Raw genomic sequence first — 16,740 nt, 5'->3', positions numbered from 1 at the left:
AGCTTAAAAGATTTAAAGTAAAGTTGATAAACCAAAATTATGATGAATAGAATCATTATAGTACTTACTGTTTTGCTTAGGTTTAGTATAATTTCTATTGAAGCAGAGACAGTAACTGAAGTTGAGATTGAAGGCAATAAAAGAACACGAACAAAATTTCTTAAGCGTCTAGCCTTTGTGAAAGAAGGCAGTACTATTGATACTATAAGAGTAGCTTCAGACGAAAGGAGATTTAGATTATTACCTTCAGTGGCAAGTGCATCATCCAATATAGAAAAGCTAGATGATGGTAATTATAAAGTGACTTATACAGTTGTAGAGAACTTTGCGATTATTCCTGGATTAAATGTATCACAAGATGTCAATGAGGATTTAGCTTATAGACTTTCAGTTTTTGACTTTAATATGTTTGGACAAAATCAGATTGTTGGTGGTTTTTATAGTAGAAATGTATTTGATTCTTATGGATTATTTTGGGAAGCACCGAATTTGATTACGCGTAAATGGGGATTAGGTTTTAATTATCAAAATAATGTATTTCAAGAGCCAATTTTTCTTGAAAATAACGACGACATCAACTTTAAATCTAGTAACAGTGCTTTTGAATTTAGAGTGTTTTATGAACACAATTTTAATAACCGTTTTGAGTTTGGACTTAACATAGCAAACTTAGATTATGTTTATTTAGATGGTAGTTTGCCGACTTCAATACCTGAGCAATTAGAGTTAAACCGTGTATCTGTAGTTGGAGATTACGAGTACAATAATATCACTAATGAGTTTCAGTATGTTGAAGGTTTTAGAAGTTTATTCACCTTCAATACAACAGTTGGTGCTAGCGGTGATACAGATTTTTTGAAAAACTTCTTTGTTGGTAGAAACGATTTTGAATACTTTAAAAGAATTGGATCTAACGGAAATTGGGCTAACAGATTACGATTAGGTTATGCAACAAATACCAATTCACCATTTGCAGCATTTGCATTAGATAATCAATTAAATATTAGAGGTGTTGGAAATGTGGTTGATAGAGGTACAGCATCTATTGTATTAAATACAGAATATAGACATACTTTGTTTGAGAAAGGTTGGTTTGCCTTGCAAGGAAACGCTTTCATAGATGCGGGAACTTGGCAAGAACCTGGTGGTGAATTATCAGATTTAATTGAAGGTAATAGTGCAAGTTTGTATTCTGGCTTGGGTCTAAGATTTATTCACAAGCGCATATTCAATGCTGTTTTTAGAATAGACTACGGCTTAGGCTTTGGTGAAAAAGCAAATAATGGTATTGTCTTTGGAATAGGACAATACTTTTAACCTTCTAATAACAGTTTATAAAAAGCATTTTATCCCTATTTCAGTATGTTTACTGCATTATATTTTTAAAGTATGCGAACGTTAGTAATTGGTGACATTCATGGTGGATTAAAAGCACTTATACAAGTTTTGGAGAGTGCTAAAGTAGTGGCAGAAGACAAGCTTGTCTTCTTAGGAGATTATGTAGATGGTTGGAGCGAATCTGCTCAGGTTATTCAATATTTAATAGAGCTGTCAAAAACTAATGATTGTGTTTTTATAAAAGGAAACCATGATGCTTGGGCAGAAACTTGGCTAGCCGAAGATCATATTAATGACATTTGGTATCAACATGGTGGAAAAGAAACTATTAAAAGTTATAGTGGTTTTACTGAAGAAGAGAAGAAGGCGCATCTCAACTTTTTTGAAGCCATGCCAATGTATCATATAGATACAGAAAACAGACTCTTTGTTCATGCAGGTTTTACCTCAATGCATGGTGTAGAAAAAGAGCATAACATTCAAAGCTTTTATTTTGATAGAACACTTTGGGAAATGGCATTGACTATGGATAAGCAAATGAAAAAGATGTCTAAATTTTACCCAAGTAGATTAAAGCATTACAGTGAAATTTTTATAGGCCATACACCAACAATTAACTACTTTGTAATGCATCCTATGAATGCTGCTAACGTTTGGAATATTGATACGGGTGCTGCCTTTACAGGAAGATTATCTGCTGTAGATGTTGTTACAAAGGACATCTTTCAAAGTGATATACTACCAGATTTATATCCTAATGAAAAGGGTAGGAATAAATAAGATTGATTTCTAAGTAAAACAGAATCACTTTTTAATCTCTATATTTTTTATCCATCAAAGGCGAGTTTAGCCAGTATTGGTTCTTCTCTGGGAAATCATTAATTGTAGACTCAATCATTGGTAGGTTTTTATCCATTACTACTAAACCGTCAGTTATATGTTTGTTCTCATTAACTTCCTGAACAAAGAACTCTCTAAATTGATTCCCTTTTAGAGTTCTTCTTTGATATATTTTTCTTCCAGATAAATCACGAATTCTTGTGATTTTATAGGATAAATCACGTTTATCATCTTCGTTAAAAACAATTGGGGATTTATCAAAATTTTCTACGCTAACCTTAACCTTTCTATCGCTGACTTTTTTAGTTTTTAAAGACTTTAATCTTTTTTTACCTATTTTAAAACTAAAGTTTCTTCTAGATATGGTACTAAAATCAAGATGCTCTTCTTTATTGTTAAATGTTACAATAAAAGCCTTTTGTTTTGGGTCATATTCAATGAGCTCTTCTCTAAGAACAAAATCTTCAGCAATCTCAAAAGAATTATTAAAAGTGATGTAATTTAGATACATTTTGTTGTTGTATTTGGCGTATTCGAGGCTAACATTAAATAAGGCTTCTTTTGATTGAGGTGGTTGAACTTGATAATTAAATCTATGAATAGAATAATCAACAAGTGATATGTATAATGAACCATTTACATATTCGTTATTTTCTAAACGGCCAGTTCGCAACCCATAAGCAATATTATCACGTGGTTTAATTTTTTTAATGTTTATAATAATTATGGGTTCATTGTTTAAAAAAATAATTTTACCCTTAGAGAATTTGTGAAGTGCTGGGAAATCTTTTTCCAGATTATAAACATAAGAAAATGTGTTTATGTTATAGTTTCTAATTGGGTTATGAATATTTAATAAAGTGTGCTCATTTCCACCGCGTGGTAAAATTTCAGAATATTTAATATACTTGGTTGTGCCGTCATAAGCACTAGAAAGTGTTGAATCTATAGAGAAATTCTTATTTTGATTGTAACTATAAACTGCAGTCTGGTTAGAATTATTGGTTAAGAAGTTTGTGTTAATGCCTTGGTCAAAGGTTTCAATTATACCTTCATTTAGGTTGTGAAATTTATTATGTACCAGTTGGTAATCTCTATAATAACCAATATAGGAATGAGGTTGATTGCTTAGATTATTTGTAATCTCGGCTATGGCTTTTATAACAATATCTTTTGCCGATAGTTTTCTACTTTTTTTAATTAGTTTTTTCGTGTCAACTTTTTTTGTGCTAGCACTAATAAATACCGGATCTAAAGCTTCAATTTGTGCGTTTATTTTAATAATATTTAATTCACCTAGTTTTAGTTCTTTAATATTGATTTCTCGAGTTTCAAACCCAATGGCAGTTACAATTATTATTTTATTTCTATATCCTATCGGAAGTCTAAACTCACCATTATAATCAGCAATCACGCCTTTATTTGAATCCTTAATTCTTATTGTGGCAAACGAAACAGGATAGGATGTTTCAATGTCAATTACCTTGGCTAATAGCTGCTCGGAAGTTTGCGAATAGGTAAGTTGAAATACAAAAGCTGTAAATAAAATAAAGAAACTTAGTGTTCTCATTAAGTCTAAACCTTAAAAATTAACATACAAAAGTATACGTATATCTTTATTGAAATTCGTTAATTTTATATTAAACTTAATTGAGCCACAATATCAAAATACTCACCATACAGATTTAAAAATAATACTAGGGAATATGTTTTTTGAAGTAAGAGTAAATGTCATCTGCAGAAGCGCCAAACCAACGCATAATGTAGATGCGAAGAAAATGATATTGCAATTTCCAAACACCAAGTTTTTTATAAAGGCGTGCTGAGGTCTTTATCTTTTTGTTGATGACTACAAACTGCTTCCGTTTGTAGAGTTCATTAATTAAAATATTATCTTCATAAATGATGTAATCTTCATCATAACCACCAATAGCTTCAAACAAATCTTTGGTTATAAACTGACTTTGGTCGCCACCACGACAAGGTCGCCACGAGAATTGCGTAAACCAACTTGCTAAACGCAACCACCAATGATTACTGTCAAACTGCATTCTAAAACAACCTGCAAGATTTTCTTTTGCTACTTCATTAAGAATAAGTTGGTCAAAGTCTTTTGGTGGAAAAGCATCTGCATGTAAAAAGTATAAGATGTTACCAGTTGCAACTTCAGCACCAGTATTCATTTGTTTAGCTCTACCTTTTTTTGAATGTAGTACCTTAATGTCAGTTCGAGTGGTCACGCTAAAGCGTGATTTTATCGAGAACTCACTCGAAGTCACAAAAGAAGATACAATTTCAATTGTTTTATCAGTGCTGCCGCCATCAACCACCATAATCTCGGCAATATTATCTGAAGATGAATTGTCAATGAGGTGTTTTAATAACTTGACAATAGTAGCTTCTTCATTGAGCACAGGAATGACAATAGAAATCTTATTCATTCAAATACCAATTATAATCTAAATAGCTCTTTTTAGCAGAAGCTGAAATCTCTACTTCGGAATACTGATTTAAAAAATCGATAAGTGAACCATCTTGTTTAAAATCTTTAGCAAACCACTTAAAAATCTTAGACAATTGAATCCTTTTTTCTGATATAATGTTTCTATCACCGTCAGAGAGGAATCCTTTTGTGGCTTCAGTAAGTTGAGTTTCTAGTTTTGAAGCAATGTACGCCTCATTAAGTAATTTTGGGCAAGAAAAAGAGGCGCAAACGATAGCAAAGTGAATACGAGGTTCATCCATTTTTCTCAGAATTTGATGTTCAATTTCATCTAAATTATACCATTTATTACCAAGTTTCCAATAACGTTGTTTCCAAGGGTCTTTGATGTCTTTAATGCTTTTTAATGGGTAATGGCGTAATATTAAATCTATAGTAAGCGCATTGTAAGTATTGATCCAATACACCAATTTCTCTTCTTTAGTCCAAGTATTATTAGGCAAATTGTTACTTAATTGAGTAATATAATCTTTAAGTGCTTTCCAATCACTTTTAATAGCTTCATAATCAACATTTCCGTTTATTGAAACATGTTTGCTCAAAAGAATGTTGAAGGTTGAATGGTCAAATAATTGAATCGGTTTTACAATTTCAATTGAAACAGAGATGCTGTCATCAGTGATATATCCATCAGTAAAAGACTCTAACTCTTTTTGATTTTGCATAACAGTTGTTTGTTGACTACTGTCGGTTAGTACCTTTTCTTCTGATACAGTCGGTTCAGAGATTGGGTTGGATTGTGGTAAGGAAGCATCTTCTAAAACCTTCTTTGAGCTTGAACAAGAAACTATCAAAAAAGTCAGAATTAGTATGGTACCTAAATGTTTCATTACGATTTGAGATGCAGTTGTATTCTTACTTTTTTAATGGATACAATTCTTGACTAATAAAATCTTGTGGAAAATCCTCGTCACCTTTAAATCCAAGTTCAATATCTCTACCATTACTTGGTACATAGTCGGTTTTAAAAATGTAGTCCCAAAGACTCAAAGAAATACCAAAATTAATCCCAAACCTTGCACTATCTGGTAATGCTTTTGCATGATGCCAAATGTGCATTTTAGGATTGTTAAAAATGTACTTTAGAATGCCGTAATCCCAACCTAAATTGGCATGGTTTAAATGACCGACCGTTAAAGCGAAAAAGTGCACTATTGCAACATCTTGAGCATCAAATCCACCAATAATTGCAATAGGAATATAGAGTAAGGATTTATAAACTATAGGTTCCATCCAATGGTAACGTAAATGTGCGGCAAATCCCATTTGTTTTACTGAATGATGTACTTTATGGAAGTTCCATAAAAAAGGGACACGATGCAATAAGCGATGTGTGTTCCATTGTACAAAATCTGATACTAGAAAGAATACAAGCAATCCTAAAACGGTTGGAAGTTGGTCTACATCAAACCATTGAAAACTTGAAATTGAAAGACCTAAGACACCTAGAATATCATTAAAAAACTGAGCTGCTGTGTTTGATAATGCAATTAATACAATCAAATTCAATAAGAAGAAATTGAAAAACATGTAGAATGTATCTAACCAAAAGTCTTTTCTGAAAATCGCTTGATTTTTACGCCATGGAAATGCCATTTCAAGCAACCAAACTATTATGGAAATTGCAATTAAACCGTAAAAATAATTATCCCAATGACTAACGTCAACAAGTTCATGCTTAAGGTAATTCCAATACCCTAAATATGATTTTTCTATGATATCTATATACTTGTCCATTTCTTATTGCTAATGGTCGTTATTAAAGCTTATTGCTTTCAATTTGTTAAGGTGATTATAGTCATTTTGCTTAACGATGTCTTTTCTGAAACACACATAATTAATACCCATTTTAAATATGAAGTACAGTTTACCTAAATTGTTTTTAGCTTCAGAAAGTTCATCTTGATTTAGATTTACAGCTTCAAAAATAATGACTTTAGGTTGATATAAATTGAGGTCTAACTGAGAAACAATTTCCCAATCGTAGCCTTCGGCATCAATAACAAATAGGTCTAATGCGTCTATTTTATGTTTTTTAAATAAGTCATTTAGTGATAAACAGTTTATATCTATACTATGTATATAATTTTCTGGAATTACATCTTTAGATAGTGCTTTTACATGTGCTAAAGAAAAAGAGCTAATTTGCCTATAGCTTATTGATAAATCGTCGATATCTAAAAAAGCTTTATCACTTATTTTATAAAAGGGTTGAGATTCACCAGTTTTATTAATTCCGGCATTTTCAAAACTGAATCTTGATGCATTACCATAATTCTGTTTTAATGCTTTGAAACTTTCCGGTACAGGTTCTACAAAAAGAACATTCCATTTATTATTTCTCCGAATTAGGTCAAATAAATGGTCTTCAGTAGCACCATCAAATGCCCCAATCTGAACCACATTAACTTCAGCATTGTGGATGTACTTTTTAATCCAATATGGAATAGATGTCTTATAACTCGGCAATTGCCTTTTAATAGCATCTGCAATAGGTCTTCCAAAAGGTAATTTTAGAATTATTGTTTTGAGTAGACCTTTAAGCATAATTATTTTTAGGGATTAACAGCATCCACCACCATCATAATGAAATGTAGATTCGCTAATATATATATCTTCTCTACCCAAACTTGCTAATGCACCTGCAGTTTTATCACAAATCGCTAAAGGTTGGTTTTTTAATAAAACATGTCCGGCTTTATCATCAAAGTAATCTTCATCACCAAAATAAATGGCAGCTTTACCAGTAAATATACATGGGCCATCTGCAGGCATTGGGTCTTTTATTGCGGCTACTTCAATAGATTCTATATAAATTAATTCATCCGTGTCATAGTTTTTAGGATCTAGAATTCGATATGGTTTACGTGCTCTAATTTCTATAGTGCCGAACCCTGCGTCGGTCAGCATTTTTACGTAATCTTTTATTGGTAAACTTCCACTAAGACATAATGCTCTGAGTCGTTCATCATTTCTTAAATTATCGTTCATGTCTTGCTCGCATGTTGGGTCGCTCATTACCAAACGACCATGAGGTTTAAGAACGCGATACATTTCGGTAATTGCCTTTTTTAAATCTTCTTCTTTAAAAATGTTGAACAAGCAATTTTGAGCTGCTACATCGATACTATTATCTTCAACAGGAAGGTTTAAAGCGTCCCCTTTTCTAAGGTCAACAAATTCACTTTTAAACCAGTCGTTTTGTGCTTCGGCTTCTGTAAAATTCTTGCGTGAAGCTTCTAACATTTCATCTACCACATCAACGCCAATAACGCCACCTTTTTGACGGTTGAAATACGAAAATTGCAGCAGTTCCATGCCGCCACCAACACCAACATAGAGCATTTTTGGATTATTGGTTAGATCTCTGGCATGTACTGTACTACCGCATCCGTAATTCATCTCTTGCATAATTCTTGGGATTTTTAATCCTGGTAATTCCCAAATTGGATTAGTAGTACAACATAGCCCAACATCTGGTGTTAAGGCTGCTTCTTTATATACGTCTTTTGTGGTTTCTAGGTAACTCATATTTTTTAGTTATCAGTATTCAGTATTCAGTATTCAGTGTTAGTTCAGTTCCTTAAAAACTGTGAGCTGTAACTGTTTGCCGAAAACTTGTTAATCTAAACTATTAATCAATTCTTTAAATAGGTTAATCATATTTGGTTCTGCTTTGGCAGCCATCGCAATAATTTCTGCAATGTCTACAGTTGCTAGATTATCTGGGTCGCATTCATCTGTTAAAACTGACACAGCAGCCACTTTTAAACCTAAATGATTGGCTACAATAATTTCTGGCACTGTGCTCATACCTACAGCATCAGAACCTAAGATTTTTAGCATGCGGTATTCTGCTTTAGTTTCAAGTTGAGGTCCGACAACACTTGCGTAAACACCTTTATGTAATTTTATGTTGTTTGCTTTCGCAATGGTTTCAAATTGAGTATTTATTTCTGCGCTATATGGCTCACTCATGTCTACAAAACGTTCACCTAAATGTTCTACACCTTTGAACGCTAAAGGCGAGCTTCCTTGCAAATTAATATGGTCTTCAATAAGCATTAATTCACCTTTTTTAAAGTCCAAATTAATGGCTCCAGCAGCATTTGAAACCAATAAGGTTTTTATGCCAAGTTTTTCCATAATACGCACAGGGAATGTAACGTCTTGAAGTGTGTATCCTTCATATACATGAAATCGTCCCTGCATTACGACAACTTTTTTACCACTAAGTATGCCATAAATTAGTTTTCCCTTATGAAATTCAACAGTCGCTGTCGGAAAGTTTGGGATGTGATTATAACTTGCCTCTGCAATAATTTCTATTTCATTGATAAGTTGTCCTAATCCTGTTCCTAGTATGATGCCAATTTCTGGATTATCAAATCCTTTGCTTTGTAAATATTCAGTACTTTCTACGATTTGTTTAATCATTCAGTTGTTGTATTTTTTCTTGTAATTTAATGTTGTTTTTATAAAAGTTTGAAGCTATTAAATCTTCATAAGTGTCAATATCATTTAAGACATCTAAAGTACCTACTTTTATATTAAGGTTATGTAACTCTTGTAACGTTACTTTAAGTAGTTCTGGTTGACTCCAAGGTTTGTTGGTAAATACTGTTGGTTCTAATTTTGACATACCAACCAAATAATAGCCGCCATCTTCAGCAGGTCCAAAAACCACTTGATTCTCATCTAAAGCATTGAACCCTTTTAATATATCTTCTTCATTAATATCTGGTAAATCAGAACCTATTAAAACTATCTTTTTGTAGCCAGCGCTAAAACCATCTTTAAAAGCATTGAGCATACGTTCACCTAAATCTGCGCCTTGTTGTATAGCTTTAAATTCGTTATTCCATTGGTCATCAACAATAGCATTAGAAAAATAAATGCGTTTGTCTGTATTTAGTTTCGCAGTAGCCTTTTGGGTGATTTTTACTAATTCGGTATAAACTTCAAAAGCACCATAATCGCCAATGGTTTTCGCGAGCCTCGTTTTTACAGTGCCGAGTTTTATATTTTTTACAAATACAATTACGAGTGTATCAGTCATATATTTTATTGCCTTTTAAGAGCCATTTGCTCCATTTTTTTGAATACGTATGGACGTTTTCAGTTGGTTCATTATCATGGTCATAGACTATATAATCATTGTTTTTCCATTCGAATATACCGCCATATAAATTGTAGACATTTGTGTAGCCTTCTTCTTTTAGTTTTTCTGCAATATCTTCTGAACGCACACCAATAGAACAATAGACAACAACCCTTGTAGTTTTATCTTTAATGTTTTTTAAAACGGTTTGAATATTAAATTCATCGTAGCCGACATTGATCGCGTTTTCAAGATGGCTTGTTCGGTATTCCTTAATTTCTCTTGCATCTAGAAGAACGGTTTCAGTTTTAGATGTTGCTAATTCATCAACCGTAATATATGGAATACTGCCGTTGTTGTATTCATCTAATACTTCTGAAAGTGATTCTTGAGCATTTAAAATTAAGGAAAGACAAAGACAGAAAAGCACCATAAGATTTTTTAGTGTCATCCTAATTGATAATTCAAAATTGTTAACTGTATACTGCATACTGAGACTGAGATCTGTTTAAGCTACTGTGCCTTGGCAACTGCTACCTGCGCCAGCTGTACAGCCATAACAATGTTGAGAAATTACAATATTTCTGCCTTCTAACAATTCTTCATTATATTCCGAAATATGCTTTACCTTACTATTTACTGGTAATGCCAGCATTTGATTAAAATCGCAATCGTATAAATAGCCATCCCAACTTACCGAAAGTGTATTGGTGCACATTACATTGGCAACTGCTGTGGGATTGTACGCTTCAACCAATTGATACATGTAGTCTTCGTAGTTTTCAGAGGCAATTAAATAATCCAAGAAGCGAGAAATAGGAAGGTTTGTGATAGCAAATAAATTATGAAATTGAATACCAAAATCTTCCATCAATGCCTTTTTAAAATCCTTTTCCATTGAAGATTGATCACTAGGTAAAAATGCACCTGAAGGATTGTAAACTAAATCTAGTCTTAAACTGCTATCAGGCATGCCATAACCAACCACATTGAGTTCTTGCAAGGCTTTTATAGATTTATCAAATACACTATCACCTCGTTGTTTGTCTGTTTTTCCACGTGTCCAATGCGGCATAGAACTTACGACATGTACATTGTGTTTTTTGAAAAACTCAGGCAAATCGTAATATTTTCTATTCGCTCTGATAATGGTTAAGTTAGAACGAACAATAAAATCTTTAATGCCAGCTTTAGAAGCTTCTTCAACAAACCATCTAAAATTTGGATTCATTTCTGGTGCACCACCGGTTAAATCTAAAGTATGTGCTCCTGTTTTTTTAATAACGTCTAAACATTGTTGCATAGTTTCCTTAGTCATTATTTCTTGTCGGTCTGGACCAGCATCCACATGGCAATGTTCACATACTTGGTTACACATGTAGCCGACATTGATTTGAAGAATTTCTAACTTTTTTGCTCTAAGAGGAAACTGATTGGTTTCAGCAATCTTATCTTTAAATGTTGGTAGTTCACCATTTTTAAAAATGCCATTAGATAAAATTTCTAATTGCCTATTGGTGTTTGCTAATTCGCTTGCACGTTTCTTAAGCGATTGTGTTTTTAATTTTGTCATTTGAGGCTAGATTATCCGTCGAGTTTGTTGACTTTATTCATCATTTGCACACCATGTACTAAGGTTGCACCACCTTTTATGGCTGCACCTACATGTATGGCTTCCATCATTTCTTCTTTGGTAACGCCTCGTTGTAAGGAATCTTTTGTATAGGCATCTATACAATACGGACATTGTTCTGTATGTGCTACTGCTAAAGCAATGAGCGATTTTTCGCGAGCTGTTAGCGCGCCTTCTTCAAATACTTTACCGTAATAATCAAAAAACTTGTTGCCAAGTTCTTCATCCCATTCTGTGATTTTTCCGAATTTTCTTAAATCTGCTGGGTCGTAATATGTTTTAGACATTTAGTAGTTGTTGTTAGATATAAAAACTGAATATACCACTTTTTGTCGAAGCTCATTCTTAAAGATTACAGAAAAGTTGAAATTAATTTTATTTGAATAATAGTGCTAAAAAAACCCGATTTATTTAAATCGGGTTTTCATCTAGAGTTAGTTAGAAATTAGGCAACGTGTTTAGAAAAATTATGTATCGCGCTGACCTGAGTTTTAAAGATTGGTTTTAAAAACCTTGATAATTGGTCATATTCAATTAAAAAAGCATCATGACCATGAATAGATTTAATTTCATGAATGCTAACATTGTCTTTAGCACCTTTTAGTTCAACATAAGTATTCCAGTTTTCTTCGGGTTTAAAGAATAAATCCGAGTTTATGGTTATGATATGAATTGAGCTTGAAATTTTTGAGGCTACTTCTAAAAAATCGCCTCTATTTTCTGTAATATCAATAGTTCTTAATATCTGATTCATCGTTTTATAAGCTGAAACACTAAATCTATTATTAAGTGTTTTACCATGATGGTTCAGCCATGATTCTATATTGAATAACTCAGCATTTCTTTTAGTTCTACCAAATTTATCGCTTAGAGATTCTGGTGTTCTGTACAACGTCATGGCGTGCATTCTTGCATCTGCTAATGGTCTACTAGAGTTATTTAAAATGGCATCTTGAATGTGGCAATTTGCAATCAACCAATCAGTAGATTTCCAATCTGTAGCAATAGGGATCAAATGCTCAATTAAGTTTGGTTGTAATGCCGCGAGTTCCCATGCAATGCCACCACCAACTGATCCTCCAATTACCGCAAATAGCTTATCTATATGTATTAGCTTAAGACCTTGGGCAAAAATATTGGCGATATCTCTTGCTGTAAAATCCTTATAATTTTCAATTAAGTTTTGGCTTACATTATCATAGCCATTTCCAGGAATATTAAATGCCAATATGGTGTAATCGTTTGTGTCAATACATTTTTTATCACCAATTAAATCATTCCACCATCCGTTTTCACCAGTTACGTTAGAATTACCAGTAAGTGCATGATTAACAAGTATAATAGGTGCTTCACCAAGTGCAACACCAAAGACTTGGTAAGACAATGAAATATCTATTGTCTTACCGTTTTGTGTCTTGTAATTTGGAATAATGATATATTTTAGATGACTCATTTTCTCAATTTTTAGATACATGGTACTCCTTTTCAACTGCTATTGAAATTGGTGTATTGTTTTGAAGATTATCCTTTACTGGGCAACGTTCTTCAACAATTTGTAACCACTTGGTCAAGGTTTCTATGCTAGCTTCAGTATCTGGGATTAAATGCAACTTTATGCTTTTAAAACCGGCACGTTCTTTATAAGAATGTCCGAGAAAACGTTCTGGATTTAATTCTCCATGAACTTCAATTTTTAGACTGTTTATTACAAAACCTAATTCTTTGGCTACAACATGACCAACCACATTAATGCAGCCCGCAAATCCAGCAAGAATATATTCAACTGGATTCGGGAAATCGTCAGTTCCTCCTAAGGTTTCAGGTTCGTCAATGATGACTTTAAATTGTCTTGTATGTCCTATAAATTTGGTTGCAGATGAGCTCTCACCTGTAACACTAAATGTTAGATTACTCATTTTTCTTTCTGTTTTTTTAATTGATTAGTAGAAGCAGATATCTTGTAGAAAAGACATCTGCATTCAAACTAAAACAACACTAATTAATGTTTAATTTTGAAGTGCTTTTTGTTGTTTCACAACCGCAAAAGCTTCCTTCAAATCAGCTTTTAAGTCTTCAATATTTTCTATTCCGACAGAAAGACGAATAAGGTCTTTAGTTACTCCAGTACTTTCTTGAGCTTCATCGCTTAATTGTTGATGCGTAGTACTCGCTGGATGAATAATTAGTGATTTAGTATCACCAATATTTGCAAGTAATGAGAACAGTTTTGTAGTGTCCGCAATAGTTTTTGCAGCTTCATAACCACCATCAACACCAAAAGTTACAATACCACTTTGTCCATTAGGAAGGTATTTTTCAGCGAGAGTTTTATACTTGCTTGACTCCAAGCCAGGATAATTTACCCAATTAACTTCTGGTTGTTCTTGCAGCCATTGAGCCAATTCTAATGCATTTTCACTATGCTTTTGAATACGTAATTCTAAAGTTTCTAATCCTTGAATAATTTGAAACGCATTAAAAGGACTTAATGCACCACCGTAATCTCTTAAACCTTCAATTCTAACCTTAGCAATAAATGCGGCAGCTTCTAGTGCTTCACTATAAACTAAACCGTGATATCCAGCAGATGGTTCTGTAAATTCTGGGAATTTACCATTAGTCCAATCAAAAGTCCCTGCGTCTATAATCACTCCACCTAAAGCAGTTCCGTTACCGTTAATGTATTTTGTTAGCGAGTGAATAACAATATTTGCACCATACTCAATTGGATTTAGTAAATAAGGTGTAGCAACAGTATTATCTACAATTAATGGGACTTTAAATGCCTTTGCTTCTTTTGAAATCGCTTCTATATCTAAGACATCTAGTTTCGGGTTTCCTAAAGATTCAATAAAGAAAGCTCTTGTATTTTCTTGTGCAGCTTTATTAAAGTTTTCTGGGTCTGATGGGTCAACAAAGGTTGTTGTAATGCCATGTCTTGGTAATGTTACACTCAATAAATTGTACGTTCCACCATACAAACTATTTGATGCGACAATGTGGTCTCCAGCTCTTAATAACGTTAAAAGAGAAGTCGCAATTGCAGAAGTACCAGAAGCGGTAACTACAGCGGCAATTCCACCTTCTAAAGCGGCTAAACGCTGTTCTAAAATATCGTTTGTAGGGTTGTTGATTCTGGTGTAAATGTTTCCGGCTTCAGAAAGATTAAACAATCCTGCAGCATGGTCTGCATTGTTAAATACATAAGCTGTAGATTGGTAAATTGGTACAGCTCTTGTTCCTGCGTTTTGTGTTACGTCGTGTCCTGCATGCAGCGCTTTTGTTGCGAATTTTTGTGTGCTCATTTTTCTAATTTTTTGAGTTAAAATAAATTAAACCAAAAGTCAAATAGGCTTCGTTGAAGCGTACTTAAAAGAAAAATGTTATAAAGAAAATGCTAATTACAGATGGGTAATTAGTCTTGAGTTATCTATCTAGAATTTGCGAGAAATGATTCACATCTTCAAGTAGAATTTAGCACCTTCTTAGTAAGTCTAAGGGTTGCTAAGGCTTCAGCGGGTCTATTCCCTCCACCTTTCTTGATAACATTTCAGTAAGTTTTTGAACTTTGTGAGCACAAATATTGCGATACAAAAAATTAAAATCCAAATTTTTTTTCAGATTTTATAGTTTTTTTGTGAAATTCTAAACGTAATTAAGCATAGTTAGATAAATATTTAGCCTTAATAATTTCACCTACTGTTTTGTTATAAACCTTGCTTTCTAACCACGAAATGATATCTAAATAAAGGAACGACCTTCTTTCATATGGATGGTCTTCATAGACTTTGAGACGTTCTACTAAATCCTTAAAAGCATTTTTTAAGTCGTGCGGATAGATGTCTTGTAAACCTCTAATAAATTTTATCATTTCTTTTTGTACTTCATGCAAGTCGTTCATCTTAATTAAGAACTTGTATGTACTACGTAATAAGGATTCTAAATGATAATCTAAGCTCGCTTCATAATGTGCTACTAGGTTTAAAACCCTTGAAAAACACAGTAAGTCTTCACGCATAGATAATGATTTGTTAGAAATGATTTTGTCTAAATATTTAATACAATTTTTATTGTTACCAGCACCAAACTCGAGACTCGCGAATTTGTAATAAAAAATCATTTTATGGTGCGGATCAATACGATCTTTGTATAATTCTAGCTCTTCTTCAATCTTTGGGATAAGATGAAGTCCGTCTTCAAAACTACCATCAATAAAATGCTGATTGATACTGTGAAAATTCGTGTATAGAAAAGCTAAAGTAGAAATGTTGGTATCTTTAATAAATTCAGGATTTTCAACTATTTCCTTTAGTTTGTTGAGTTTTTCTGTGAATTTTGGTTTATTTCTCAGAAAAAAGATAGACTCTAGAAGATAATTATTTCCCTTTAGATAAAAAACAGGATTAAGATTTATCATCTTAGGATTTTCCTGAAAAAGGTCAACCAATTTTGATGAATACTTGTAACAGTTTAAGAAATCTTGCATCAAGAAATTGTACCAAAGATGTGCTTTGTAAAGCCACAGTTTTTCTCTAAAACCAAGATTTTTAACAGTGATCTTTTTTAAACGGTCGTTAAAGTATTGCGTCACTTCCTCACTTTCTGCTTCATTTTTGACATAACCCGTTTTTAGCATTATGCTATACAACTGAAGTGATAAGTTAGATAGTTTTGATGCCGTAACATTTTGAGAACTGAATTCTTTGGCTTGCACTACAAGCTCATCTGCACGATTACTGATACTTCTAGTAATATATTGAGCTTCAATAATTTTTTCGAGTTCAACAATCTCGAAAGCCATATTTTTTTCTTCATTAGTAATGGCAAGTTCTTTGGCTTTATCAAGAATTTTTAGGCTTTGCTTGTAAAGGCCTTTATGGTATAAAATTGAAGCAAAGTCTAGTTGTTCTCGTATTTGTGAACGCACGTTTTGATGCGAAGGATTAAGTTTTAAGCTGATTAAAATTTGCTTATATAAATGCGCTTTTACGTTTGCTAATTGCTGCTTTTTTACGATACCACTTTTTATAATTGAAGCCTCATCATAGGTTTTTGCTTTGTCTAAAAGGTTGAATAAATTCAAAAACTTAGAGTCAGAATTTACACCTAATCTACCCACATATAGTTTAAACTGGCGTTTCTCTGACTTGGTTAAAGATTTTACCAAAGAAAATAGGTTGTCTTTTTGGTCTTTAGTTATCAATGAAAAAATTATTTAAAAAATTGATAATCAAATATATAACATGTGTTTTTTGGTTTGGGCATCGTAAAAACAAAGCTATGCATAATATATTGATAATTACAAGGTATAAATTCGTTAGACAA

The 16,740-nt window shown here is 32.8% G+C and carries 17 protein-coding genes and 1 riboswitch; of the genes, 2 read left to right on the top strand and 15 right to left on the bottom strand.

The features are described 5' to 3' along the window. Positions 1-39: 39 nt before the first annotated feature. Positions 40-1,317, top strand: coding sequence for a POTRA domain-containing protein (locus HRU50_RS09775; RefSeq protein WP_296350691.1), 1,278 nt, complete (start codon positions 40-42; stop codon positions 1,315-1,317). Positions 1,318-1,389: 72 nt separating this feature from the next. Further along, positions 1,390-2,118: a metallophosphoesterase family protein gene (locus tag HRU50_RS09770; protein ID WP_296350688.1), complete on the top strand. Its 729-nt coding sequence runs from the start codon at positions 1,390-1,392 to the stop codon at positions 2,116-2,118. 31 nt (positions 2,119-2,149) lie between these two features. Here HRU50_RS09770 and HRU50_RS09765 read toward each other — a convergent pair whose 3' ends face one another. From HRU50_RS09765 to HRU50_RS09695, 15 genes are all read right to left on the bottom strand, one after another. After that, positions 2,150-3,748, bottom strand: coding sequence for a carboxypeptidase-like regulatory domain-containing protein (locus tag HRU50_RS09765; protein ID WP_296350684.1), 1,599 nt, complete (start codon positions 3,746-3,748; stop codon positions 2,150-2,152). A 127-nt stretch (positions 3,749-3,875) separates the two neighbouring features. Continuing rightward, positions 3,876-4,619, bottom strand: a complete 744-nt coding sequence (locus tag HRU50_RS09760; RefSeq protein WP_296350682.1) for a TIGR04283 family arsenosugar biosynthesis glycosyltransferase — start codon at positions 4,617-4,619, stop codon at positions 3,876-3,878. Beyond that, a complete protein-coding gene (locus tag HRU50_RS09755) occupies positions 4,612-5,511 on the bottom strand; it encodes a DUF547 domain-containing protein (RefSeq protein ID WP_296350680.1) in 900 nt (299 codons plus the stop codon). Before HRU50_RS09755 ends, HRU50_RS09760 begins: the two co-directional genes overlap by 8 nt. 25 nt (positions 5,512-5,536) lie before the next feature. Continuing rightward, positions 5,537-6,418 (bottom strand): sterol desaturase family protein, encoded by an 882-nt coding sequence (locus HRU50_RS09750; protein ID WP_296350678.1) that lies wholly within the window; start codon positions 6,416-6,418, stop codon positions 5,537-5,539. Between the two features lie 9 nt (positions 6,419-6,427). Next, positions 6,428-7,228, bottom strand: a complete 801-nt coding sequence (locus tag HRU50_RS09745) for an FkbM family methyltransferase (protein WP_296350676.1) — start codon at positions 7,226-7,228, stop codon at positions 6,428-6,430. A gap of 15 nt (positions 7,229-7,243) precedes the next feature. Beyond that, positions 7,244-8,212: an arsenosugar biosynthesis arsenite methyltransferase ArsM gene (gene arsM / locus HRU50_RS09740; protein ID WP_296350674.1), complete on the bottom strand. Its 969-nt coding sequence runs from the start codon at positions 8,210-8,212 to the stop codon at positions 7,244-7,246. A gap of 90 nt (positions 8,213-8,302) precedes the next feature. After that, positions 8,303-9,118, bottom strand: a complete 816-nt coding sequence (locus tag HRU50_RS09735; protein WP_296350672.1) for a purine-nucleoside phosphorylase — start codon at positions 9,116-9,118, stop codon at positions 8,303-8,305. Continuing rightward, positions 9,111-9,740: a TIGR04282 family arsenosugar biosynthesis glycosyltransferase gene (locus tag HRU50_RS09730; protein ID WP_296350670.1), complete on the bottom strand. Its 630-nt coding sequence runs from the start codon at positions 9,738-9,740 to the stop codon at positions 9,111-9,113. The genes HRU50_RS09735 and HRU50_RS09730 overlap by 8 nt, the downstream gene beginning before the upstream one ends. After that, complete coding sequence (locus HRU50_RS09725) at positions 9,733-10,272, bottom strand: rhodanese-like domain-containing protein (RefSeq protein WP_296350668.1); 540 nt, start codon at positions 10,270-10,272, stop codon at positions 9,733-9,735. The genes HRU50_RS09730 and HRU50_RS09725 overlap by 8 nt, the downstream gene beginning before the upstream one ends. 18 nt (positions 10,273-10,290) lie before the next feature. Continuing rightward, positions 10,291-11,355 carry an arsenosugar biosynthesis radical SAM (seleno)protein ArsS gene (gene arsS, locus HRU50_RS09720; protein ID WP_296350666.1) on the bottom strand — a complete coding sequence of 355 codons (1,065 nt, stop codon included), beginning with the start codon at positions 11,353-11,355 and terminating at the stop codon, positions 10,291-10,293. Between the two features lie 11 nt (positions 11,356-11,366). Then, positions 11,367-11,702 carry an arsenosugar biosynthesis-associated peroxidase-like protein gene (locus HRU50_RS09715; protein WP_296350663.1) on the bottom strand — a complete coding sequence of 112 codons (336 nt, stop codon included), beginning with the start codon at positions 11,700-11,702 and terminating at the stop codon, positions 11,367-11,369. 158 nt (positions 11,703-11,860) lie between these two features. After that, complete coding sequence (locus HRU50_RS09710) at positions 11,861-12,868, bottom strand: alpha/beta fold hydrolase (RefSeq protein WP_296350661.1); 1,008 nt, start codon at positions 12,866-12,868, stop codon at positions 11,861-11,863. A gap of 4 nt (positions 12,869-12,872) precedes the next feature. Further along, on the bottom strand, positions 12,873-13,331 hold the full coding sequence (locus tag HRU50_RS09705) for an OsmC family protein (protein ID WP_296350657.1): 459 nt from the start codon (positions 13,329-13,331) through the stop codon (positions 12,873-12,875). 90 nt (positions 13,332-13,421) lie between these two features. After that, entirely contained in the window at positions 13,422-14,720 is a 1,299-nt protein-coding gene (locus HRU50_RS09700) for an O-acetylhomoserine aminocarboxypropyltransferase/cysteine synthase family protein (RefSeq protein ID WP_296350656.1), read from the bottom strand. A gap of 118 nt (positions 14,721-14,838) precedes the next feature. Beyond that, a riboswitch (SAM riboswitch) is annotated at positions 14,839-14,964 on the bottom strand. A gap of 106 nt (positions 14,965-15,070) precedes the next feature. Continuing rightward, positions 15,071-16,615, bottom strand: a complete 1,545-nt coding sequence (locus tag HRU50_RS09695; protein ID WP_296350891.1) for a hypothetical protein — start codon at positions 16,613-16,615, stop codon at positions 15,071-15,073. Between the last annotated feature and the right edge of the window lie 125 nt (positions 16,616-16,740).

It is taken from the genome of Winogradskyella sp. (assembly GCF_013213835.1).
Taxonomy (GTDB): Bacteria; Bacteroidota; Bacteroidia; order Flavobacteriales; family Flavobacteriaceae; genus Winogradskyella.
This window is presented reverse-complemented; position numbering and strand designations above follow the sequence as displayed.